We start from the raw sequence: 22385 nt of genomic DNA, 5'->3' as shown, positions 1-22385 counted from the left end.
AGAAGACAGATTGCATTGTACAGCTTATTGAAAGCATTTCTTGATAGAGCGGGTATTAAAGTCAACACTTTGGCGGATGGTTTCAAGATAGAAGCAGCACTTCGCCGCTTTTTCCTACGGTTCTGTGGCCCTGAATGGACCTGAAAGTAGGTACTTGAGCGAAAAACAGAATAGCCTTAGAATGGCCTAAGAAGAATAAGTCTTCTTAGCTTAACCGCATCTGCGATCGCAACCTTTCGACAATGACTCCCAGACTGGCCCCTTCCACCTTCATTCCGCGCCGCGCCACTGCTCAGCAGCGGAGGCAAGCACGCGCCTGGCTGGGGCCGCTGTGTGTTGCCGCCTCTCTGGCAGCCCACGGCGTGCTGCTGGCGCTGGTGGTGCCTCGCCCCCAGGGTGAACCCCAGCCCGCCGCCGTCAGGGTCGAAGAGCCTGCCAAATTAGAAGATGTTGCGGTAACGGTGCTGCCCAAATCTGTCACCACAGCAGCTCCGCCCGCCGAAAATGTGGCCCCGCCACCTCAGCCCAGTGCGGTTGCCCCGAGAGTGCAGCCCACCCCCCAGCCAGTTGCCCCTCAACCAGCGGCCCCTCGGCCAGTCGCCCCGGTAGACTCGCCACCCGCCTCGCCCACGGCAGCTCCCCCCGAACCCGCTGCGTTCACTCCGCCACCACCGCCGCCCACCGAGGCTGAACCCGAGCCCCCCGCTCCCTACGCCAATTTTCCTCACCTAGATGGGGCTCAGGCCGCCTGCGAAGGGCTGGCCGACTGCTGGCGCAGCCCTGTCAGCAGCAGCTGGCGCGGGGCCGCCAGCGATCTCCAAGCGCGGCTAGAGGCCCAGGGCTACACCCTCAACAATGTGACGGGCGAGGTGCTCTCCATCGACTCTGGCGTCAGAATCTACGCCGTCAGCAAACCGGGAGAAGCCAGCTACTACCTCAATCTGGTCTCGGTGCGCGAGGGCGTTCTTTACACCATGACGGCTGAACCCATGACCTCCGATCAGGTGCTAACCCTCCAGCGCTCCTAGTGTTTTGTTAAGCTTTAATTTGTAAGTTAGGCAGAGCGCCAGCGGAAACCAGCAAAGGCTTGCTGCTGTTGGAGTTTCTCATGAGACGCTGCGTGAACACTTCGCTGCACCAAACCTACCCAACCCCCAGTCTTTAAGTTTGCAGTATTTATAAACAATGCCCGGCTTTCTCAGGTACCTGAAAAAAGCCGGGCATTTGACTGTTTGAACCCCAAACATATATGGCTTTGAAAACATTGGCGCTTTTACTCAGGAAATTATCCTTCAGCCAATGCTCCATGCCCAAAGTCGGGGCCTTTGCCAATACCCCAGGCGTCTTTAAGAATTTCGCGAAAGGTAGTGCTCTGGTACAGCATCGACTCTTTCAGCTGCACGAGTAGATCTTGGGCATCTTCTCGGGAGAGCGATCGCACCTGCTGCTCAAACACCTGAAGTTCAAACTGCTGCTCAAGGGGCAACTCTTGACGAATATCCATGGTGACATTCCCTATACTGTGACTTCATATCTATGAATGTAACACTTTATTAAAGGTTTGTTTAATATCTCTGCCTTGCGTGATAGAAGGCTTATCTTGCCGTACCTCTTTTGAAGCCTTCGGCCCTGCATCCGACCCCTCAAGCTGCTGTCTGACCTGGCTATTCACACCCGTGGCTCTTTGTCGCTAAGCCGGCCTACGCTTGACTTGCCTACACAGTACACATTAAGCACTGTCAAGTCTTCGTCCACAAGCTACATGCTCATAGGTGAACTTTCTAAAATGACGTTTATGAGATCAAGTAAGGCAGTGTGGCCATCTAATGAGAGCCAAAACCCCTACTCAAGAAGCTGATCGACTTGAGGCGCTCAGGCAGTACCAAATTTTAGATACGCCTGCCGAGCGTTCCTACGACGACATTACCTCGCTTGCCGCCTACATCTGCGATGTGCCGATCGCATTGATTAGCCTGGTGGATGCAGAGCGGCAGTGGTTTAAGTCTAAGGTGGGTCTCACTGCGCCGGAGACCAGTCGGGATGTTTCATTTTGCGCCCACGCCATTTTGCGCCCGACCATCATGATTGTGAATGACGCGGCTAAAGATGAGCGGTTTGCCGACAATCCTCTGGTGACTGGCGAACCAGGCATTCGCTTCTACGCGGGCATTCCTCTGGTTTCGCCCGATGGGCACGCCCTGGGCACGCTGTGCGTGATCGATCGCAAACCCAGAACCCTAAATAACTACCAGATCAAGACGCTGGAGGCGCTGGCTCGTCAGGTGGTGGTGCAGCTAGAACTACAGCGGGTATCTTCGCAACTCGCTGAGGCACTGGAACAGCTCGAAACGATGGCCGGGCTGGTTCCGATTTGCTCGTACTGCAAGGGCATCCGGGATGATCAGGGCTACTGGTCAACCGTTGAGGCCTTTATTCAACAACATTCAGAGGTCGGTTTTACCCACGGGGTCTGCAACGATTGCATGAGACGGCATTTTCCAGAGGTGGCGAACGTGTTGCTCTCAGACCAGGAGTCTAGCGACATCCTCCAGGAGGATTAAGGCGACGGGCGGCCCATACCAAAAATCCTAAGTGAATGGCAACCCTGTAGGGGCGCAGCATGCTGCGCCCCTACAGGGTTGCCGATGGTGAATCGGGGGTTAGAGCGATCGCAGAAACCGAATCAGCGCGGCGCGATCGTCTGCGGCCATAGTCCGAAACGCCTCTTTGGCCGGTTCGGCCTCGCCGCCGTGCCAGAGAATCGCTTCTTCCAGCGTGCGGGCGCGACCGTCGTGCAAGAAGCCCGAGAAGGGCAGCACGGTTTGGGTTAGGCCCACGCCCCACAGGGGTGACGTGCGCCATTCCTGCCCGCTGGCCTCAAAGTCGGGCCGCCCGTCGGCCAGCCCTGGCCCCATATCGTGGAGCAGCAGGTCGGTGTAGGGATGAATGGTCTGGTTAGCTAAGGCCGGAACTTTGTGGGTGCCGGTGCGCAGTTCGGAGAGGTGGCAGGCGGTGCAGTTGGCCTTTGCAAACAGTCGCTCGCCCTGCTGTACCCGAGCATCATCCAAAAGGGTGCGGGCGGGTACAGCGATGGTCTGCACGTAGGCCTCTGCCGCCTCTAGCGTGTTCATGTCGATATCCGTCTGGCCATCGGCATCGGGAAAGAGAGGGTTGGTAATGCCCATATCGTTGACGTAGGCCGCTGCCGACTGCTGCAGCAGGGTGGGGGTGTTAGCCTTCCAGCCAAAGCGGCCCAGGGTGGGGCGCTGGTCAACCACGTTCCACACTCGGTTGGGGCGACCCGACACGCCATCGCCGTCGCGATCGCTTGGATCCGCCCGCTGCACAATGTCGGCCTCGGGCACGGCCTCCAGCAAACCGGCCCCAAACACCGGCTGCGGAATCCGGTTTGAGATGGCGATATTTGCTGGCAACGGGGTGTTGTCGAGCTGTAACAGGGTAATTTGGGGCGATCGGAGCTGGTATTCGGTGCCATCGGCGTAGGTGCCCGTCTGCTCTTGCCAATCCAGCTGCACAACGGCTTCGGGGGCGTGGCCGTGCACCCCCTGCTCCTGCAGCTGCAGCCCAATGCCGGGTACCACAGGCGTATTGCCTCCCGGCGGTTCAACCTCCCCAGCGTAGGCCTGGGCAGGCGTTGCGCCATGACCCGGCTCCAGCTGGCTGACGCGCACGGCCCGCTGCCCTTTTTCGGGCAGACCACGCCCGTTTTTGATGTGGCAACCGGCGCAGGCGGTGCCGTTGAACAGCGGCCCCAGGCCAGGGTTGACCTGGGCCGGTGCGGTGACAAAGGCGGCCTCAAAGGCCAGATCGCCCACGGCGTGACGTTCGGCCCAGTGGGCATCGAGGTTGGGGGCGGGCTGCTCAAAGGCGCGGGAGGTCCGGCTGTAGATGGTGGTGTCGCCGCCCGCCTGGGGGCGGGCGGTTTGGGCCTGAACGGGCGATCGCAGCAGGGCCGAGAGGGCAACGCCAGCCACCAGGGCCACTAGCCCCAGGACCAGCTGACGAGACCAGGTTTGCCCCCGGTATCGGGGGCTGAGCCGGGAGCGGATCATTGCTGCACCAGGGGCAGCACCTGCTGCTCAAAGGTTTCAAACAGCTCCAGTATGCTGTCCTGGGCGGTTTCGATCTGGGGTCGAGCGCTGGGGTCGCACAGGGAGGCCTCGATGGGGCCGGGAATAGCCGCGATCGCCGCCTGAGCTTCCTCCAGCTGGGACTGAATCTCGGCATCGAGGGCCGGATCGACTGCAGCGACAAAGGTCTGTAGCCCTTTACCCTGGGTGTCGCCCGCCGCAAAGTCGCCCATGTAGGCATTTTTAGCACTGACTAAGTTGTCCTCAAAGTCTTGCAGCGAGCTTTGGGCAAAGCGCGCCTCCAGCAAAAATGGGTTCTGGCTCTCCAGGGCCGCGCCAATTTTGACGTTGCCCAGCTCGTCTAAAATGCCGAGAATGCCCTGTACAATTTCTTCTCCGGCGGCCTGGACGCTCAGGTAGGCCCCGCTGTCTTCGCCCGCCTCGACAAACTCGCTGCGGTAGGCCGGGAACCCGTCAATGCCCTCAGTCCAGCTGAGCAGCAGGGCGTTGGCGGTCTGGTCAAACACCGGGCCAACGGCGGCCAGATACTCTAGCTCGCGATCGGTAAACGCATCGAGGGGCTTGTCGGCGTCGGTGCCAAACAGCAGGTAGGCGATCGCATGGAAACCCTTCTGGCTGGTTTGCAGACTGGCTACATACTCGGGGGTGAGAGTATTTTCGCTCTCTAGCACCGCCTGCACGTCGGTTTCATTCAAAGGCCAGTCGTCGAGTTCGGCATCGAGCCCCAGCGAGGCGGCGGGGCCAAAGGCAAAGGCTTCGCTCTGCTCCCAGGGCTGGCGGGTCGCCAACCAGGCTTGGCGGGCAGCGGTCAGGGTTTCTTCGGTCGGCGCTTCCACGAAGGCCGCGATCGCCTCCGATAGCTCGCCCGATCGCTCGGTCAGCTGCTCGTAGTTGGGTACCACCAGGGCATCGACAAAGTCGGTGATGATTTCGCGATCGCTGAACTGATCTTCGGGCGCAAGCACCACAGCCTCAGACGATTCCGAAGGCATAGCTGCGCCGCCCTCGCCGCCCTCGCCGCCCTCGCCGCCTTCGCCGCCTTCACCACCTTCGCCGCCTTCACCACCCTCAGCGCCGCCGCCTTCGCCACCGCCATCCACAGCGACAGGCTGACAGACAGCTCCCTGGCCCACCAGCGTTGCCTCGGCACTGCTGTCCGCAGTCACGCCAGGCATGACATTCGCGCCCACGGTGGTTTGCGCTCCCACCACCATCAACCCTGTTGCCAAAAACAGGTCAACTGCCTTATATCGAGCGTTCATGAAAAAACCAAATCAAAATACAGAGGATAGTTTCAGACTCTATTTCAAATGCGAATCACTGTCAAATAGAGATTGGCGCAGGATCTAGCTCAGGGGGGTAAACTCTTTCTCTACAGGCCTTTTCAGGCGTAGGACTCAAAAAGATTTGCTTTTGCGTCCATCTCAGGCTGAGTAGTCCATCAAAACTGTTGGCAGCGGTTCCTGACTGATGCCCTATCCATCTTTCCCCTACTCAGCCCAGCGGCGCAGCAGATTGGCGGTAGCTTTGGTCAAAAGGTCAAACTCAGGAGTTTTGCCGGTTTGGGCAAACATCGTGCGCTTCACCGTTTCGAGGTCGAAGAGAATTTCGCGACGGGCGGCATCGCGCACCAGGCTCTGTACCCAGCCCACGCAAACGGTGCGATCGCCCTTGACCACCGACTCCACCCGATGCAGCGTGGTGGAAGGGTACACAATCGCGCTGCCCGCCGCCAGCTTGTAGGGCTGCTCGCTATCAGCCCCCTCAATCACCAGTTCGCCACCGTCGTACTCCTCCGGCTCGCTCAAAAATACCGTAAACGACACATCGGAGCGGTAGAAATTGGCCCCGCCCATCAGAGCGTTGTCGGTGTGCCGCCCGTAGCTCATGCCCTCGCCGTAGCGGCTAAACAGCAGGGAATGAACAATGCGGGGGCAGGCGATCGCCTGAAACAGCGCGTTGCGCGCCAGCGCCTGCCGCACCAGAGCCTTCAGCGGCTCAACCGCCTCCTGTTTCGCCGCCTGCTGGTTTTGCTTGACTAGCTTGGCGTGCCAGCCCGCCGTTGTCTCCCCCGGCACAAACTCCGCCTGGGCCAGGCCGTCGCGCAGGCGGGCTACCTCATCGGCGCTCAACAGGTCAGCAATGCAGACAATCATAGAAAGATCAGCTTGAAAATGGTTAGTTAGGGTATGAGGAGCCGCAACATCCCAGGCTTTACACTCTAATCCGACTCTAATCGGAATGGCACAGTTAAGCGGGTGGACAATGCCCACCCTACGGCTACTCACATCCACCCGCCTACCCATCCACTCACCCACATTCCCGCCACCCACTTCCAAGTAACTGGTGTATCTTAGTCGGGGAACCCCGGCCACTCGCTCAGGCCGTAACCGCGTGGAGGATTCGCAATCCGTGGCTTCCCTACCGCTATTGACCCTGCCCCTGGGCCTGTTCTCCATCCTTTTAGGCACAGGGGAACCCAAGCTGCTAGAGCCTTCGGGCCTTAACCCCACCGCCCTGCAAATTGAGTGGCAGTCGCCCTGGATTGCCGAACTAGCTCGCGACCCCGTGGTGGAGGCGATTGTGGCCGACTACGTGGCCGGGCTGCAGCGGCAGGGCTGGTCCGTGCCCGACCAGGGCGTTTGGATTCAGGTGGGCCAGAGCGTGGTGGCCGAGCACCGGGGCAGCGTGCCGATGCCTGCTGCCTCGTTGACAAAGCTGGCGACGACGCTGGCGGCGCTGCAAACCTGGCCCCTCGACCACCATTTTGATACCCTGGTTGGTCTCCACGGCACGCTACAAAGCGATGGCGTACTCGACGGCGATTTGGTCATCCAGAGCAGCGGCGACCCGCTGTTTGTGTGGGAAGAAGGCATTGCGCTGGCCAACCGGCTGCAGGAGCTGGGCATTCAGCGGGTGACGGGGGAAATTCTGGTGACCGGCCCGTTCACCATGAACTTCGAGGAGGAGCAGGCCGATTCTCTAGCTGACCTGAAGCAGGCCATGTCGGTCGCCACCTGGACTGGGGAAGCCCGGCAGGCCTACGGCAACCTGGCCCCCGGCACCTCCCAGCCCAACCTGCAAATCGACGGCGATGCCCGCTGGATTCCGGCGACTGACCTGGAGAATGTGCCGATCGAATGGGTGGTGCGGCACCAGTCGCTGCCGCTGGTGGCCATTCTCAAAGCGATGAATATTTACAGCAACAACGCGATGGCCGAAATGATGGCCGAGTTGGTGGGCGGACCCAGGCAGGTGATGGCGAAGGCCACGGCAGCGGCAGAACTCCCGGCTGGTGAAATTAGCCTGGTCAACGGGTCGGGCCTAGGGGTAGACAATCAAATGTCGGCAAGGGTGGTAGTTGCCTTGGCCCTAGCTCTGGAGCGAGAACTCCTTGCCCAGGGCTTTTCGGTAGCAGATGTATTACCCGTCTCTGGGGAGGATGTCGGCACGCTGATCGATCGCCACATTCCCCCCACCGCCGCCGTTAAAACCGGCAGCCTGGCGGAAGTGAGCGCCCTGGCAGGCATGATGCCTACGGCTGAAAAAGGGCCGGTGTGGTTTGCCATTATCAACAAAGGGTGGGATATCCCCGACCTGCGGGTGCAGCAGGACCAGCTGTTGCAGGCGATTCAGGCCCACTGGGGGGCTGCCGAAGCGCCCGCCGAGATGCGCACCAAAGTGCGAATGCAGACCGGGCCGTTTCGCTATGGCGACCCCAGCCGCAATCAGGTGGCCCAGGAGGTCGCGTCGGAGTAGGGGGGCTGCGCGTACTGCTGGTGCAGGGCTTTGGCGATCGCCCCTGCGGCCCCCGGCAGCCCCATGCGGCGGCGACCGTTTTCGGCGATCTGCTGTAGCCGGGGGCCATCGGCCAGGCAGTTTCGCAGGGCAGCCCCCGCCTCTTTAGGATCGCTGAGCAGCAGAACCGACGGGCCGAGCAGTCGCGACTGCGCCTCGGCAAAGGCATAGGTAAACTGCGGGCCAGGGCCGGGAAAGGTGACGACGGGTTTGCCCAGGCCCACGGCCTGCTCGGTGGCGGTACCGGCGGTGGCGATCGCCCCGTCGGCCAGGTGCAGGCACTCGGCAAAGGCGCTGGTGGTCAGCACCAGCATCCCGTTGCCGCGCTGAAAGGTGGGGTACTCACCCGCCACCGGCTGCCAGCCCGCGTCGAGCAAAACATCCTTAAAGGCGGCCAGGTTGAGGGCGGGGGCCAGGGCCGCTAGCAGACGAATCTGGCGATCGCCGAAGGTCTCCATCACCGACTCGATCGCGGCTACCATGCGCTGCCAGTTGTCAAAGGCCTCGGGCGCGCGCGAGCCGGGCAGCAGCGCCAGCGTCAGCCGCGCCGCCGCCGGAGGAAAGATAGCGGTAATCTGAGCCAGCCTGTCAGCGCGAGTCTCTAGCTCATCCATCATCGGGTTGCCGGGGTAGAGGGCGGGCACCCCCAGCGATCGCAGCGTGTCGGCGGTGAGCTGATCGCGCAAAAACACCCCCTGACAGCGGGGACGCGCCATCAGCCACCGCTCCCAGGGCACATACACCGAACCCGACCAGCCCTCCAAAAACGGGCGTCCGGGCAGGCAATGGTGCTCATCGCGAATGTAGTATTCTGACTTGGCCGTGCCGATAAAGCTGTAGTCGGCCCCGCTCTGCCAGGCGATCGCCAGCGGCACAATATCCCCCACCGCCAAAATTTTGCCGCCGCTTTTGGCCCACTGCCGCGCCGTCTTGAGCTGGGCCAGCGTCAGTCCCACCAGCCCCCCGCGCAGATCGCGCATCAGCTCCTGGCGATCCATATAGATAAAGCCGCCGGAGGGCATGGCCTGGGTCGGCCCCTGAATGGGAATACCGGCTTTTTCGTAGGCGCGACCCTCCCCCACAATGGGCAGCGCCGCCAGGCTGGGCGAGCCCGGCAGCTGGCGCAGCTGTTTGAGAACGCGAACTGCGATGCCGTCTTCGCCGTGGCCGTTACTAATGCAGAGTAGCTTCATCGTTGCGGATTCAGTGCCACCCACAACCCTAACAGAAAATGTATGGGGCGCAGGAAGTGGGTGGGTAGGCGGGGGGATGGGTGGGTGGATAGGTGGGTGGATGGGTGGATGAGTAGGCGGGTGTTAGGGCTGGGTGGGAGGGGTCTTTGGTCTGGGCTTGGGCTTGGGTTTGGCGGTGGGCTCGGCTAGGTTGGTGTTTGGCCTGGCTTTTTTGGGTTTAACCTCTGGCTTAACTTGCTTGGGCTGAGGCAGGCCCAGGGTTTGGGCGATGTGCTGCTGAATGGCGTCGCGATCGTAGGCAGGCTGCACCGGAAAGCGAATTAGGGGGAGCCCAGCGCTCTTGACGGCCTGGTTGAGGAAGTCGTCGCGCTTGATGCGATCGCTCCGCTGGTGGCTGCTGTCGTCTAATTCAACGGCGGCTAAAATGCTGAGGCTGTCGCGATCGCACAGCACAAAGTCGAAGTGCTTGGCCGAGATTTTGTTAAAGGCCCGCTGCCAGTCGCCCCGGTTCTCGGTCTGGGGCTTGAGCACATCGGCCACGCGCACTTTGCCCAACACGTGATACTGTTCTGCCGCCGCCGCCTGCAGGGCGCGATAAAAGCTCAGCTCGGCCCTGGTAAACAGGTATTTTTGGCGACTGTAGGCGTGGGTCTGCGCGATTTCGGCCTCTGGAACGGAGGCCGTTTGCCTGAGGGCAGACGATTTTGACGTTGCACCTTTGCTGTTGGCGAGTACCGACAACCCGGCGACGACGACCGCACCGATAAGCAGCAAAAAAATAAGTAGCGACACCTGGGTCCCCCGTTGATGGATGGCAAGGCTAGCATGCCCAATCTCCAACGGTTGTGGCTGCCCCAACCGGTTAGGGTCAGAAAAAGACCTGACCCTAACCCTAGGCGGCGCGCGCGATGGTGACTGTCATTCCAATTGATGCCTCAAAGCCCGTAGGGCTGGGGTTGAAGGGCCACCTGGCTGGCGATCGCTTCGTAGAGCCGGTCTGATATCAGCGTGTAGGCTTCATCGGTGAGGCCCACCGGGCTTTGAAACGCCTGCCCGGCAAAGTCTTCGTAGATCGGGTAGAAATTTAAGACCTGGGCATTGGCCGACTGCTGGCTGGCCTGGTTGGCGACGGTGGCCAGCCCCGCAAACCCGGCCCGCATTTGCTCCAGGTAGGCGTTGTCTAGCTCGGCTACAATGGCCGACTCTTCGGGCGTTAGAGAGTCGGGCTGACGGGTCGAAATTTCAGGCTCGATGCCGATGATCAGGCGCTTTTGGTTGGTCGCGGCCCAGCTCACCATCTGCCGCAGGTGGCGACCGTAGCGATCGATGCGCTGTTCGAGTTCGGCCTGGTCGGCGGGCAGGCGATCGCCGAGGGTGGCGTCTAGCGTAGGGGCGTAAAGGTTGAGCGGTTCGGCCTGGCGCGGCGCGGCCTGCTGTCGTTGCAGCACGTAGCGTTTCACGCCCTGCACCACGTAGAGCTGATTAAACCAGTCCTGCACCTGCTCGCTCAGCTGAGCATTCAGCGATCGGCTGTCGCCGGTCAAATACTGCTCTAGCCCCGGTACATCGCTGCCGCGATCGGCGCTGGGCAGCATCAAGTCGGCGTAGCCCCCTACCACCACCACAAAGTCTGGATTGTAGGCGGCCACCCGCTGGGTCAGCATGGCCAGCTCATTGCCCGATGCGTAGCCGGGTACAGCCGCATTGACAACTCGGTACTGCCCATCGCGAATGCGCGGCGGCAGCGCCAGGGCTTCCTGCACCTGGTCGGCGCGAAAGGGCAGCGCGCTGGGCTGAAACTGACCGGGGTTGGCCCGCTGCTGAGCGACCTGGTCGTTGAGGCGGGTTTCTAGCTTGCTGGCAAAGGTGGTCTGGTTGTTGGAGCTGAGCTGGCCAAAGGCCGTCGAACCGCCGAGCACAAAAATTCTGATCTCGCCCGCTGGCTTACTGCTGGGTACGGCTTCTTCGTCACGAAACCCGCTGTCGTTGATCTGCCAAAAATCGCTCTGCTGATTGCCCGCCAGCCGATAGCCCAGCAGGGGGTCGCGAACCGCGTTTAGCTCGCCGTCGTCGGGCAGACCTGCGTAGGGCTGGCCCTGGCGGCTGACAAACCGCAGATGGTAAGCCTCTCTGACATCGGAGGTGGGGTTGGCGGTGAAGCGATCGCTGGTGCCCGTAGCGTGGGTCAGCACCCGCGTGAGCAACTCAATGCCAACAGGAATGCCAATCAGCAGCAGCAAAAATAGTGCCCACCGCAAGCGGCGACGCGACGATTTTCTTCTGTATTGGTAACTGCTGTACATAAACTCCGCCACTCTCAAGTCCGATACATCAACAGGCAAATTAGCAAATTGATTGTAGGCGATCGCTGCCCATTCACCCTGATGCCCCTCAAATTAGGTTGCGGCTGGCTCCCATTCAGACGCGCCGTCTGCCGCATAAAATAACCCCTTAACTAGACCTAGAAGCCGAAGGGGCAATTTATGTTCCGCCAGGGCTCAAAATGTTCAAGATCTCCACAAATCTGGCATGGCTCGAACCAAACCCTGAATGAATATCCCCAACTTGTAGGGGCGCTTTGTAGGGGCGCAGCATGCTGCGCCCCTACAAAGTTCCTGATCATTACTCGGGGTTCATCCTGCCCAGTTCCAAAGACGGCTACGCCTCTTCACCGCCCCGCACCGAGGGAGAACCCGCCAGCGTTTTGGCCCCCTGCTGCATGGCGGCAATATCGGCCTCAGACCAGGGGCGAACCGACTGGCAGTGGTGGGCGACAAGCAACCCCCACAGGCCATTGGGAATGAGCACGGGCACCACTAAATTGGCCCGTACCCCCATGCTGCGCAGAAAATCGCGGTGACAGTGGGCAATGGGCTCAGCCTCAATATCGGCGATCGCCCGCACCCGCCCGGCCAAATACAGCGCGGCGTACTCGTCGTTAAAGCACTCATCTGGCCCAGTAGCGCCAAAGATAGAAAACTGCGGATCGCTCAACACCTCGAAGGTGACCCGCCCTTTCCACTGGCTGTAGAAATAATACAGGAGCACTCGGTCAACCCCCAGCTTTTGCTGCAAATCGCTGGTGACCTGTCCGACCAAGTCATCGCGCTCAAGGGTTGTATAGATGCGGGCCACTACCCGCCGCAAGCCAGAACTCGCCCGCAGTTCTGCATCGGAATTCAGTTTTTCTGGAAAGGGTAGTTCCACGAATCGAGTTACTGTAGCGGTCGAGGCAATTGTATCGATGATCTAAATAAACTTGGAGTCTAAATAAGCTTGGCCAAGGGCTAACTATAACGTCTAGTGGGCCAGCTTAACAGCCCCAACCTACCCGAATCAAAAGCCCTGGGGCAACTATCCGTTAGACATACTTTCTGATGCTGTAGGCACCAGTTCAGCAGCTTTAGCCGTGGGGGCCGGGCTTCTGCGGGTCAGCAGGCGGTACACCGAGGGAATGTAGTAGAGGGCCAGCAGAGTTGCGCCGCCGAGGCCGCCTGCGATCGCGATCGCCAGCGGCGGCCAAAACCCGGTGGGGTCCACCATCAGCGGCACAAAGCCAATAATGGTAGTTACCGTTGTTGCAATCACGTGGCGGGTGGCATGAAAGACCACGTCTTCTACCGCCTGGGGATGGCCCAGCCTGGCCTCGGGATCTTCTTGCAGGGCGGCCAGCACCACAATCGAGTCGTTGATGGCGAGGCCAATCAGCCCCAGGGTGCCGAGAATGGCGGTGAAGCCAAAGATCGAACCAAAGATTTTCAGCGCCAGGGCGGCCAGGCCCACCGAGAGCACCGCCACGGTGCCAATCAGCGCCGCCAGCCCAAAGGAGTTGAACGACAGCACCAGGGTAGCGGTCATCAAAATCATCAGCACGCCGACGGTAGAAAGCAGGTTACCAACGGCGGTGCCCCTGGCATCGGCCTCGCCGCCGTACTCGATGCGGTAGCCGGGGGGCAGCTCAAAGCCCTGTTCTGCAAGCCGGTTTTGGAAGGCGGCCAGTACGGTGCTGGGTAGCGACCCGGCGGTAATAAAGCCCTGCACGGTGTTGATGCGCTGACCGTTGCGGCGGCTGATGCTGGCGGTGTCGGGCACCAGAGAGAGACTGGCGATCGCATCGAGGGGCAGTTCGCCCTGGGCGGTGACTACATCTAGCGCGGCGATCGCCCCCAGATCGCCCTGCTGCGGCTCGGGCACCCGCACCCGCACCGGAATATCGCGGCTGCCATCCAGCACCGAGCCGCCCGTTCTACCATCGAGCGCGGCATTCAGCTGGCCCGCAATAGTTTGATTGTCGAGGCCGAGGCGGCGGGCCTGGGCTTCATCCACCGTCAGGGCCAGCTTGGGCAGGGCCTCGGTCAGGGTGGCGCGGGTGTGCACCACATCTGGGACTTGCGCGAGTTCGGCGCGAAGGCGATCGCCCAGATCCCGCAGCCCCGCCAAGTCTGCCCCGTAGACCCGCAGCTCAATCGGCGCGTCGAAGGGTGGCCCCTGCTCCAGCTGCTTCACCAGCACCTGGGCCTGGGGAAAGGCCGCATCCATCTCGCGCTGCAGGGTTTGAATGGTTTCACGAATGCGATCGGTGCCCGCCAGATGCACAATGCCCTGGGCGTAGTTCTGCGCATTGCGGCGATTGTCGAGCACGTTGTAGAAAAAGGGCGGGGCGCTGCGGCCCATAAACCAGTGCACATCGTCAATTTCTGGGTGGGTCAGGGCCAGATCCCGCGCCGCTTGAATTTGGGCCTGGGTCGCGCTCAGCGTCGCCTGGGTGGGCAGCTCAAACTCGATCTGAAACTGGTTGCGGTTGGTGGGCGGGAAAAACTGCTGGGGCAGGGTGGCAAACACCGCAAACCCAATCACCGGCAAAATCAGCGACAGGCCAACCCCCAGCCAGGGGCGACGAAACACCGCCCGCAGCGTCCACCGATAGCCATTGGCCAGCGCCGCGTTCGAGAACCCCTGCTGCAGCCAGTTCCAGCGCTGGGGCAGCGGGTTCCACTGGTGCAGTCGGCCCGTCAGCGCCACAATCACCGTCAGCGACAGGGCCAGCGAACTCAGCAAGGCCAAAATCACCGTCAGGCCAATGGTGCCAATGAACTCGCCCACGCCCCCCGGCGATGTGGCGATGGGCACAAAGGCCAGCACCGTGGTCAGCGTGCTGGCCAGCAGCGGCACCAGCAGGTGGCGCACCGTCTGCGCCACCGCCTCGGCTGGCGGCATGCCCGCCCGCAGTCGCCCCTGCGCCTCATCCACTGCAATGATGGCGTTGTCGATCAGCAGCCCCAGGGCGATAATAATGCCTGTCACCGACATCTGATGCAGGGGCACGCCCAGCACCTGCATGGTGCCGAACACCGTCAGCGTGGTCAGCGGCAGCGCCAGCCCCACCAGCAGGGCCGACTTCCAGCCCAGCAGTAGCAGCGAGACGCCAATCACCAGCAGCGAGCCAGTGATCAGGTTATTCACGACGCCGTTCAGCCGCTGCTGCACGTACTGGCTCTGGTCGAGCACCACGTGCAGATCCAGCCCTGTCGGCAGCTCGCGGCGAAAGTCTTCCAGCACTTGCCGGGCCTGCACCGCCCACTGGTCCACCCGCTGGGCCGATTCTACTTTGGCCGCCAGGGCGATCGCCCCATGCCCATTCACCAGGGCCAGATCCGTCGGCGGGTCCTGCACCGCTTTGGTGACGGTGGCCACATCCCCCAGACGCGCCACCTGGCCCTCGCTCCCTGCCGTCAGGGGAATAGCGCGAATCTGCTCCAGGGAGCTGAGGCTGCTGTCAACTTCAAGCAAAAATTCGCTGCCGCTGCTGCGGTACTGCCCCGCCGAAACCTTGGCATCGCTGGCGGCAATTTGCTGAGCAAGCGCCGCCGCCGTCAGCCCCAGCCGCGACAGCTCCGCAGCGGCGATATCCACCCGAATTTCTTCGTCCGGTTCGCCAAACACATCCACGGTCTCGGTGCCAGGAATGGCCCGCAGGCGATCTTCCAGGGCCGCCGCCAGCCGTCCCATAATCGCGTAGTTGGGGGCGTCATCCCGCGTCCAGGTCAGGCCCACAATCAGGGCGCTGGCCTTGGTAGAGCTGTCGGCGTACTCCGGCACCGAGGCAGCGGCGGGCAGGTCGGCCACGGCGTCGGCCACCTTGCTGCGCACCTTGGCCCACACCGGGTCCACGTCGGGAATGGTGTCCTTTAGCTCTACGGTGATTACCGAAATTCCAGAGCCACTGGTCGATCGCAGCGACTCTATTTCCTCCAGCTCAAACAGGCGATCCTCGATTTTTTCGGTCACCAGGGTCTCGACCCGCTCGGGGGTGGCCCCTGGCAGAAAGGTGGTGACGCGGGCGAAGCGCTGCACAATTTCCGGGTCTTCCAGTCGCGGCAGGGTAAGAAAGGCCGACAGACCCCAGACGACGATCAGCACCAGGGTAAGCAGCAGGAGCTGGCGGTTGCGGTAGAAGAGGTTCATGGCGGGTGGGGAAGATGAGGGAGGTGAGGGAGATGGGGAGTGGATGGGTAGCGGTCCCTGAGCGGAGTCGTTCGCGTTCGCGTCTCCCGTAGGGAGAAAGGGGGTGGATGGGTAGGGGCAGACGGCGTCTGCCCAAATCTCTAAAAGGAAGGAACTTAACCATCGGTCACCGCTGGCCTGGCCAACCTCAACCGATGGCGTTAAACCCCCAGACTGGCGCGGGTGCGGGAGCCGACGACGCCATCGACGGTGAGCCCCCGGCTGGCCTGGAACTGGCGCACGGCGCGATCGGTGGCGGGGCCAAATGCCCCGTCGGCGACTACGGCAAATCCGACGCGGCTCAGGGCCTGCTGCACAAGGCGTACATCGTCGCCTCGGGTGTAGGGGTTGGCGAGCCGCAGTACGCGAATTACCGCTGGCGGGCGCTGGGCAGGGGGGGTGGGGGGCGTCTGGTTTTGCAGCAGGGCCAGGGTTTGTGGCCCGACAATACCGTCGGCGACCAGACCCCGGCTGGCCTGGAACTGACGCACGGCGCGATCGGTGGCGGAGCCGAAGACGCCGTCGGCGGCGATCGCGATTCCGGCCCGAGCCAGGGCCTGCTGTAGGCTGCGCACGGCATCCCCCGCAGTAAAGGGGTTGGTGAGCCGCAGCAGCTGACCCTGGGCGGGCGAGGGTAGCGGCTGCTGCGGCTGTCGCTGCAAAAAGGCCCAGGTCTGGGGGCCGACGATGCCGTCAGCGACTAGCCCCTGCGATCGCTGAAACTGCTCCACCGCTTGCTTGGTCGCCGGGCCAAACTCCCCATCGGGCATGATCTGCGCCCCCCACCGCACCAGGTCGGCCTGGAGCTTCTGCACATCCGGCCCGCTCAGGTAGGGACTGGTCAGAGCCAGCAAGCGAGACCCTGGAGCCACGGCAGGACCACCGCCGCCGCCCGAACTGCCTCCCGAACCGCCCGCCGTTACAGTGGGCCGATTGGCTAAATAGGCCTGGGCCTCGCGGCTGAGCCTGGAGCCAGGTACAGGAGTGCGCCCACCCGCCAGGTATTGCTGCCCGGCGGGGCTGAGGGCCACCCCTGGCGTCCCGGCTAAAAATACGTTGGCCTCCGAGAGACGGCGGCGCAGCAGTCCTTCTTCTACATTAGTGCCGGGGTTGCGGTAGAGAATTATCGCCGCCTCCAGGTTCTGCCACTCCTGGTTGCGCAGCACCCGCGAAATGGTTTCAAACCCGCTGGCCCCGTAGAAGTTGGCCCCCAAATTGTAGGCGAAGCTCAATATCGCGCCCTGCTGGTTGGCGTTGAGGCTGTCCCAGCCGGGGATGCGTCGCTGGGGCGGCAGGTAGGTGTTGGCCACCTGCATCATCAGCAGTTCGTCGGCCTCCTCACGGCTAATGCGATCGCCCAGCTTGAAGGGCTGACCGTTCTTGTTGCGGGTCGAGCCCCAGCCGATGGTAATCGGCAGATTCCCGGTTTTTGGGTCTGGGTAGGCCTGCAAACTCAGACCCTCAAAGGTTTTGATCAGGTCTAGACCTGGTGTGGGCACCCCGGCCATAGCAATTACCTCGCGTAGAAAGTCGTACAAACTTACCGCAAGTGTATCGGCTCTCTGCAATGTCCTAGAGATCAAGGATTTAATCGCTAGGGATAGCCGTCTCGGCTGTTCACCATCAGGCAGAACGCCCAACTGACGAAACGTAGACTGAGCCAGATCCCTATGTCTGAATCGTTTTTGAACAGGCGCTGCCAGCATTACGAGTTACCCAGTCTCTACAGTCGTAGCCCAGGCGGTTAAAAGGCCCAAGCATTCAATCGAGAAAGCTGACGGCTTGACCGGGCACCACTCGATGGGTACCGGAGGTGATGACGCGATCGCCCGCATCGACCAGCCCCTGCACCAGCACCCGGTCCCCTTCGGTATGCACAATTTCCACCGGCTGACGCGCCACGGCGGCGGCATCCTCACCGGGTTCAGCCACATACACCGACCACAGCCCCTGCTCCCCCTGCACCAGGGCCGTTGAGGGCAGCCAAAATCCGGCGGTGGCTTGAGTATCCTGCAGAATGAGGCGCGCGGTTTGGCCCAGAATAGACTCTTCTGGAACATCCAGAGAAAGCACGACAGTGACGGTACGGCTGGTGGATTCCAGCTCCGGCAGCAGGGCCGTGACGATCGCAGGAAACGGGCGCTCGCCCACCTGCACCGTCTGGGCGCTGCCCAAGACGATGGTTTGAGCTAGATCGGCGGGCACCCCAATGCGGGCCTCGGTTGCGCCCCCCTCGCTGAGCTGCAGCACCGTCTGGCCGCCGCTGACCACCATGCCCTCATCCACGGGGCGATCGCTGATTCGACCGCCAAAGGGGGCCGTAATCACCGCTTTTGCCAGGTCCACATCCACCGCCTGAATCTGGGCCTCTAGCTGGCGCACGCGGGCCTGCTGGGCGGCGATCTGCTCGGGGCGGGTGCCGGCCAGCAGTTCGTTTAGCTCGCTCTGGGCCTGGGCCAGCCGATTTTCTAGCGCTCCGGTACCAAAGGTTTGCTGGTCGAGTTCTTCGCGCGAAATTGCCCCCCGCTCGTAGAGATCGACGCGGCGATCGCGCTGGGTCTGCGCCAGGGCCAGCTGTTGTTCTAAGTCACCCACCGCGGCCTGAGCCGCCGCGATCGACTGCTGACGGGGGCCATTCTGCAATTCGTTCAGGCTGGCCGCAGCCTGGTCGCGCTGGGCCACGAGCTGCTGGCGCTGGGCGGTCAAACTGCGGGTATCGAGGCGGGCCAGGGGCTGACCGGCGACCACGCGATCGCCCTCCTCTACCAGCACCGCCACCACCGTACCGCCCTGCTCAAACCCCAGAGCGCTGCGGCGCTGCGCCACAATTTCACCCGTGTACTGGCGCTCCACGGTATAGCCCTCGACTGGCGTCAGCGCCACGGTTTCGACGGGCAAAGGCGGGGTGTCGGCGATCGCATCGGTCGGCTGATTGAGCTGCCGCAGGCCCACTCCCACCGCCAGGGGCACCGTCACCAGCGGCACCAGCCACCAGCGCCGAATGCGCAACCGCCTCGCCCCGCCCCCGTCGTTTACGGGGGCGGGGCGAGGCGGGGCAGAAATCAAATCAACTGAAGCGGGAGCGTCGGCCATGACGGCACCTCTAGCGATGTAAATGAACAGGCGAGAGCGGGCAAAAGCGGAAAGGGGGCCTGGCGGCGTTTAAACCAGTCCTATTCAACTTGTGGATATTCAAACTGTAGGTATTCAATAATTAGGTATACAACAAATAGATATTCAAATTGTTGTGTACCATGCCCAAAGGGTATACTCAAATAGTTGAGTATGTCAACGGGCAAACGAACCTATGGCCCTGTCCCACACGATTTTGGCGGTGCTGTCGCGCGAGTCTCTCAGCGGCTACGACATCAGCAAGCGGTTTGAAGAAAGCGTTAGCTGCTACTGGCAGGCCAGCCAGCAGCAGATCTATCGCGAGCTGGGCAAAATGGAGCAGCAGGGCTGGGTCACCCACGAAACCGTGCCCCAGGTGGGTAAGCCCGACAAAAAAATCTACGGCATTACCGATATGGGCAGGGCCGAGCTACTCCGCTGGTACGTTGAGCCCACCGAGCCCACCCCAATTCGAGAAGATCTGTTAGTCAAGGTACTGGCGGCCCCCTATGCCTCTGTAGACGTGCTGCTGCGGGAGCTACAGCGCCGCCGTCAGCTTCACCTGGAGCGGCTAATCAACTATCAAGTGATGGAATCGAAATATCAGGAGATAGTCGACCCGCCCCAGGCCGAGCAGTTTCGCTACCTCACCCTGCGGCGGGGTATGCGCTACGAGCAAGACTGGATCGACTGGTGCGACGAAGTACTCGATTTTTTGAAGGCTGCCGAATAGCCCTAGGGCCAAACGGTGCCGGTGGGGCGACAGTGGCCAAAGACCTCATGCCAGCTGACCACATGGCCAATTACGGCGATCGCAGGCGCTTCAAACCCGGTTTCGGCCACCTGAGCCACAATCGTCGCCAGGGTGCCAATCAGCGTTTCCTGGTGCGGATAGGTGCCCCAGCGAATCAGCGCTACGGGCGTCTCTGGGCTGAGGTCGGCGGCCAGCAGTTCAGCGGTAATGGTGCCCAGGTTGTGAATGCCCATGTACACCACAATCGTTTCAGACCCCTGGGCCAGCGCCCGCCAGTTCACCCTGGGGCGGTACTTGCCCGCCGACTCGTGGCCCGTGACAAAGGTCACCGACGAACTCTGGCTGCGATGGGTCACCGGAATGCCAGCATAAGCCGGTACCGCCACTCCCGCCGTAATGCCCGGCACCACCTCAACCGCAATACCAGCTTCTACCAGAGCTGCCATCTCTTCACCGCCGCGCCCAAACACAAAGGGATCGCCCCCCTTCAGCCGCACCACCACAGCGTTGGCCCTGGCCTGGTCGATAATCAGCTGATTGATGTCTTCCTGTAGCAGCGAGTGACGACCGCGCCGCTTGCCCGCGTTGATTACAGCCGCCTGGGGGTTAATCATCGCCAGAATGGGAGCGCTCACCAGGGCATCGTGGATGACGACATCTGCCCCCTCCAGCAGCCCCTTGCCCCGCAGCGTAAACAGGCCCGGATCGCCGGGGCCAGCCCCCACCAGATATACCTTGCCGTAGGGTTGGCCCCGATCGGGCCTAGACGCAGCTGACACCATAAGCGTGCTCAAAACTCAAACCGTAGTGACGAAAGCGACGGCGTAATGCCTTAACTATTCTTTAAGAATAGACCGTTGATGACAGGATGCGGTGGTCGAAAACCGGCCCTATGGGGCGATCGCCAGGTACCAGTCCCAGGCGGTAGCTGGCCTACGACACCATCGAAGAAGAATGAATGCCGTGACGAAAGGCGACTCGCTGCATGGGCACCGGAGACTGCTGTCCCCAAGCGGGGACCCGATCTAAGGCTAGATCGATAACCAGGCGAGCGAGTTCTGGCGAGGGCCCCAGGGGCGGCAGCAGGTGAAACCCCATCTTTGGAAAGCGCTCGGCCATCTCTTCGGTGAGATGGGTAATGGCATCGGTAATCGTGCCCGCAAACAAGAAGTAGGGCAAAATTGCCACCCGCTGCACCCCACTCTGCATGTGGTGAATGACCTGAGACTCCAGACTGGGGGCCACGGCCCAAAACGCCGCCGTTCCGCCCAACGCCTGGGCCAGCGCACAGATGGCGTCGTTACCCCCTGGACGGCGGCTGCCGTGGGCCAGCACAATGGGGGTCTTAATCGCCGTTGTCTGCAGCTTCTGGCGCAGAAGTCCTTTCAGGCCGGGGTGGCTGCCCAGGTGGGGGCCAACTTCCAGGGTCACATTTGGCAGCGCCTGGCGGGCCTGCTCGACCTCAGCCGGAATATCTTCCATCACGTGCACCCCGGCCAGCAAAAACAGAGGCACTAGCCGCACCCGCTGAGCCCCAGCGGCGCAGGCCCGACGGCTAAACTCAACAATTTGCCGGTGCAGGGGCAGCGCCTCGGCCTCTAGGCAGGCCGTACCGACGAGAGGCCCATGCACCGCATCAGGTACCAATACCCTGGCCCGGTAAAGACCCGATGTGCCCAAAAAAGAGGCATCTTGGCCTGGATTCAAGCCATCGGTAGACGTACTGCGCAGCAGCAGCGACGCCTCGCCGAGGGCCAGCCGGGCGGAGGCCGATCGCCTGCTATCGCTACGCTCTTTAGAGCGGCTGCCAGTTGCCCAAAGCCCGGCCTCCTGCGATCGCACAAAGTGGGCCAAGCGCTCCATGGCTTGCCCAGGCCGGGGGTCACGGCTACCGTGAAATACTAGTAAATACGCTGTCGATGCAGATGCAGACACAGGCAAACCCTAACTCTTTAAGACAACAGCAGCTAACCAATCCACCCCACCAAAACTAGCCCTGAGACCTTGCTCGCCCCATTTGTTCAGTCCTGTGTGTGTCCCTTGAGGCCTCGCTGACCGGGAATAACCTCTACCGCTGCTAACCAGCGGTTTAGTGTTTCATTATAAAGATCTAACCCAAAGCGTCTGGTATCGTATCCATCAAAAGGCGGCTGAGGTGGGTTCTATGCCACCCACTCAGTCCACGAGAGGGGGCTCCCCTGTGCTCAACGGCCAGCCACAATGTGATAGAATAGCTACTAATTTGCGGGTGTAGTTTAGTGGTAAAACCTTAGCCTTCCAAGCTAATGATGGGGGTTCGATTCCCCCCACCCGCTTTTTTGCCGTTGCCCAAACAGGCAACATCAGCTGTCAACTTGCTAGCAGTCAGCGGCTCCGTTGCCCCCACGGCTGAGATACCAGTCGGGCTGAGCCCTTGGCAACGCCAGTACTCGATTATTTTGTACCCACAAAGCAGCTTCAAATCGCCTTGAGCCTAGAAATGATGGAAAGCATTGATAAAACAAATGCTTTTGCTGTCTTTGGCGCTTGATCTTAGGCTGTCAACCAAGGTACAGGGACAAAACTCGAATGAGCGCAGAGGGCTAGAGCTGACGGGGATTTGACAAATTGGAGGGAGAGGCGGTGAGCTAGGAATTACCACACCCCTACCATCACCACCTCATGAACGAGATTACCCGAATTCAAGCGGCTCTGCGACCCCACTTGCCTTGGCACGGTGCCCGACTGCGATTTCTAGCCCTCTTCCTAGTGGCGTTGTTTCGCATCGAGAAAGTGAACTTAGATAAGCTTGCCAGTGTCTTTGCCAATCAGGCGCAGAGTGCGTCGAGCTATAAGCGCCTGACCCGCTTCTTTCGCAGCTTTGCCGTTGACTTCGACGACATCGCGCGAGCGGTAGCGAGTTGGAGTCAGATA

17 protein-coding genes, 1 tRNA gene and 1 pseudogene are annotated in these 22385 nt (G+C 61.4%); 6 read left to right on the top strand and 13 right to left on the bottom strand.

The annotated features are described in order from the left end of the window. The first annotated feature begins 242 nt into the window (after positions 1–242). Complete coding sequence (locus ACQ4N7_RS08930) at positions 243–1028, top strand: SPOR domain-containing protein (protein WP_430711259.1); 786 nt, start codon at positions 243–245, stop codon at positions 1026–1028. 257 nt (positions 1029–1285) lie between these two features. Here ACQ4N7_RS08930 and ACQ4N7_RS08925 read toward each other — a convergent pair whose 3' ends face one another. Further along, on the bottom strand, positions 1286–1504 hold the full coding sequence (locus ACQ4N7_RS08925; RefSeq protein WP_430711258.1) for an NblA/ycf18 family protein: 219 nt from the start codon (positions 1502–1504) through the stop codon (positions 1286–1288). 322 nt (positions 1505–1826) lie between these two features. Here ACQ4N7_RS08925 and ACQ4N7_RS08920 point away from each other — a divergent pair, with 322 nt between their 5' ends. Next, positions 1827–2561: a GAF domain-containing protein gene (locus ACQ4N7_RS08920; protein WP_430711257.1), complete on the top strand. Its 735-nt coding sequence runs from the start codon at positions 1827–1829 to the stop codon at positions 2559–2561. 99 nt (positions 2562–2660) lie between these two features. Here ACQ4N7_RS08920 and ACQ4N7_RS08915 read toward each other — a convergent pair whose 3' ends face one another. The 3 genes from ACQ4N7_RS08915 to ACQ4N7_RS08905 all read right to left on the bottom strand — a co-directional run bounded on the left by ACQ4N7_RS08915 (position 2661) and on the right by ACQ4N7_RS08905 (position 6268). Then, complete coding sequence (locus tag ACQ4N7_RS08915; protein ID WP_430711256.1) at positions 2661–4073, bottom strand: di-heme oxidoredictase family protein; 1413 nt, start codon at positions 4071–4073, stop codon at positions 2661–2663. Then, positions 4070–5374 carry an imelysin family protein gene (locus tag ACQ4N7_RS08910; protein ID WP_430711255.1) on the bottom strand — a complete coding sequence of 435 codons (1305 nt, stop codon included), beginning with the start codon at positions 5372–5374 and terminating at the stop codon, positions 4070–4072. The genes ACQ4N7_RS08915 and ACQ4N7_RS08910 overlap by 4 nt, the downstream gene beginning before the upstream one ends. 228 nt (positions 5375–5602) lie before the next feature. Further along, positions 5603–6268, bottom strand: coding sequence for a Fe2+-dependent dioxygenase (locus tag ACQ4N7_RS08905; RefSeq protein WP_430711254.1), 666 nt, complete (start codon positions 6266–6268; stop codon positions 5603–5605). A 256-nt stretch (positions 6269–6524) separates the two neighbouring features. On the opposite strand from ACQ4N7_RS08905, the gene ACQ4N7_RS08900 reads away from it, so the two are divergent. Continuing rightward, positions 6525–7871, top strand: coding sequence for a D-alanyl-D-alanine carboxypeptidase (locus ACQ4N7_RS08900; RefSeq protein WP_430711253.1), 1347 nt, complete (start codon positions 6525–6527; stop codon positions 7869–7871). On the opposite strand, the gene ACQ4N7_RS08895 is transcribed toward ACQ4N7_RS08900, so the two are convergent. The 7 genes from ACQ4N7_RS08895 to ACQ4N7_RS08865 form a co-directional block, all read right to left on the bottom strand. Beyond that, complete coding sequence (locus ACQ4N7_RS08895) at positions 7841–9103, bottom strand: lipid-A-disaccharide synthase-related protein (RefSeq protein WP_430711252.1); 1263 nt, start codon at positions 9101–9103, stop codon at positions 7841–7843. The two genes, ACQ4N7_RS08900 and ACQ4N7_RS08895, sit on opposite strands and share 31 nt — an antisense overlap. Before the next feature lie 123 nt (positions 9104–9226). Next, a complete protein-coding gene (locus tag ACQ4N7_RS08890; protein ID WP_430711251.1) occupies positions 9227–9895 on the bottom strand; it encodes a DUF2726 domain-containing protein in 669 nt (222 codons plus the stop codon). A gap of 143 nt (positions 9896–10038) precedes the next feature. Next, positions 10039–11406, bottom strand: a complete 1368-nt coding sequence (locus tag ACQ4N7_RS08885) for an SGNH/GDSL hydrolase family protein (RefSeq protein ID WP_430711250.1) — start codon at positions 11404–11406, stop codon at positions 10039–10041. 355 nt (positions 11407–11761) lie between these two features. Continuing rightward, a complete protein-coding gene (locus ACQ4N7_RS08880; protein ID WP_430711249.1) occupies positions 11762–12310 on the bottom strand; it encodes a GAF domain-containing protein in 549 nt (182 codons plus the stop codon). A gap of 147 nt (positions 12311–12457) precedes the next feature. Beyond that, positions 12458–15568, bottom strand: coding sequence for an efflux RND transporter permease subunit (locus ACQ4N7_RS08875; RefSeq protein ID WP_430711248.1), 3111 nt, complete (start codon positions 15566–15568; stop codon positions 12458–12460). A gap of 200 nt (positions 15569–15768) precedes the next feature. Continuing rightward, entirely contained in the window at positions 15769–17115 is a 1347-nt protein-coding gene (locus tag ACQ4N7_RS08870) for a peptidoglycan-binding protein (protein WP_430711247.1), read from the bottom strand. A gap of 253 nt (positions 17116–17368) precedes the next feature. Beyond that, on the bottom strand, positions 17369–18700 hold the full coding sequence (locus tag ACQ4N7_RS08865; protein ID WP_430711246.1) for an efflux RND transporter periplasmic adaptor subunit: 1332 nt from the start codon (positions 18698–18700) through the stop codon (positions 17369–17371). 214 nt (positions 18701–18914) lie between these two features. Between ACQ4N7_RS08865 and ACQ4N7_RS08860 the strand changes: the two genes are divergently transcribed. Beyond that, entirely contained in the window at positions 18915–19451 is a 537-nt protein-coding gene (locus ACQ4N7_RS08860) for a PadR family transcriptional regulator (protein WP_430711245.1), read from the top strand. A gap of 2 nt (positions 19452–19453) precedes the next feature. On the opposite strand, the gene cobA is transcribed toward ACQ4N7_RS08860, so the two are convergent. Continuing rightward, positions 19454–20254 carry a uroporphyrinogen-III C-methyltransferase gene (gene cobA, locus ACQ4N7_RS08855; RefSeq protein ID WP_430711244.1) on the bottom strand — a complete coding sequence of 267 codons (801 nt, stop codon included), beginning with the start codon at positions 20252–20254 and terminating at the stop codon, positions 19454–19456. A 151-nt stretch (positions 20255–20405) separates the two neighbouring features. Continuing rightward, the gene (locus ACQ4N7_RS08850) at positions 20406–21335 is read right to left on the bottom strand and encodes a sirohydrochlorin chelatase (RefSeq protein ID WP_430711243.1); all 930 of its coding nucleotides are present in this window, start codon (positions 21333–21335) and stop codon (positions 20406–20408) included. Between the two features lie 381 nt (positions 21336–21716). On the opposite strand from ACQ4N7_RS08850, the gene ACQ4N7_RS08845 reads away from it, so the two are divergent. Together ACQ4N7_RS08845 and ACQ4N7_RS08840 are read left to right on the top strand one after the other, a co-directional pair. Next, positions 21717–21787, top strand: a tRNA-Gly gene (locus tag ACQ4N7_RS08845). 346 nt (positions 21788–22133) lie between these two features. Continuing rightward, positions 22134–22385, top strand: a pseudogene (locus tag ACQ4N7_RS08840) (IS4 family transposase); the annotation flags it as partial.

This window comes from Nodosilinea sp. AN01ver1 (assembly GCF_050565655.1).
Lineage (GTDB): Bacteria > Cyanobacteriota > Cyanobacteriia > Phormidesmidales > Phormidesmidaceae > Nodosilinea.
The sequence above is the reverse complement of the archived record's forward strand: the minus strand, read 5'-3'. Positions and strand labels throughout refer to the sequence as shown.

Bases quoted from the DNA above. Each gene is read 5' to 3' on its own strand.
- ACQ4N7_RS08905 (WP_430711254.1), bottom strand. From the start codon at position 6,268: ATGATTGTCTGCATTGCTGACCTGTTGAGCGCCGATGAGGTAGCCCGC.
- ACQ4N7_RS08860 (WP_430711245.1), top strand. From the start codon at position 18,915: ATGGCCCTGTCCCACACGATTTTGGCGGTGCTGTCGCGCGAGTCTCTC.
- ACQ4N7_RS08915 (WP_430711256.1), bottom strand. From the start codon at position 4,073: ATGATCCGCTCCCGGCTCAGCCCCCGATACCGGGGGCAAACCTGGTCT.
- ACQ4N7_RS08850 (WP_430711243.1), bottom strand. From the start codon at position 21,335: ATGGAGCGCTTGGCCCACTTTGTGCGATCGCAGGAGGCCGGGCTTTGG.
- ACQ4N7_RS08865 (WP_430711246.1), bottom strand. From the start codon at position 18,700: ATGGCCGACGCTCCCGCTTCAGTTGATTTGATTTCTGCCCCGCCTCGC.
- cobA (WP_430711244.1), bottom strand. From the start codon at position 20,254: ATGGTGTCAGCTGCGTCTAGGCCCGATCGGGGCCAACCCTACGGCAAG.
- ACQ4N7_RS08885 (WP_430711250.1), bottom strand. From the start codon at position 11,406: ATGTACAGCAGTTACCAATACAGAAGAAAATCGTCGCGTCGCCGCTTG.
- ACQ4N7_RS08895 (WP_430711252.1), bottom strand. From the start codon at position 9,103: ATGAAGCTACTCTGCATTAGTAACGGCCACGGCGAAGACGGCATCGCA.
- ACQ4N7_RS08870 (WP_430711247.1), bottom strand. From the start codon at position 17,115: ATGGCCGGGGTGCCCACACCAGGTCTAGACCTGATCAAAACCTTTGAG.
- ACQ4N7_RS08910 (WP_430711255.1), bottom strand. From the start codon at position 5,374: ATGAACGCTCGATATAAGGCAGTTGACCTGTTTTTGGCAACAGGGTTG.
- ACQ4N7_RS08930 (WP_430711259.1), top strand. From the start codon at position 243: ATGACTCCCAGACTGGCCCCTTCCACCTTCATTCCGCGCCGCGCCACT.
- ACQ4N7_RS08875 (WP_430711248.1), bottom strand. From the start codon at position 15,568: ATGAACCTCTTCTACCGCAACCGCCAGCTCCTGCTGCTTACCCTGGTG.
- ACQ4N7_RS08925 (WP_430711258.1), bottom strand. From the start codon at position 1,504: ATGGATATTCGTCAAGAGTTGCCCCTTGAGCAGCAGTTTGAACTTCAG.
- ACQ4N7_RS08920 (WP_430711257.1), top strand. From the start codon at position 1,827: ATGAGAGCCAAAACCCCTACTCAAGAAGCTGATCGACTTGAGGCGCTC.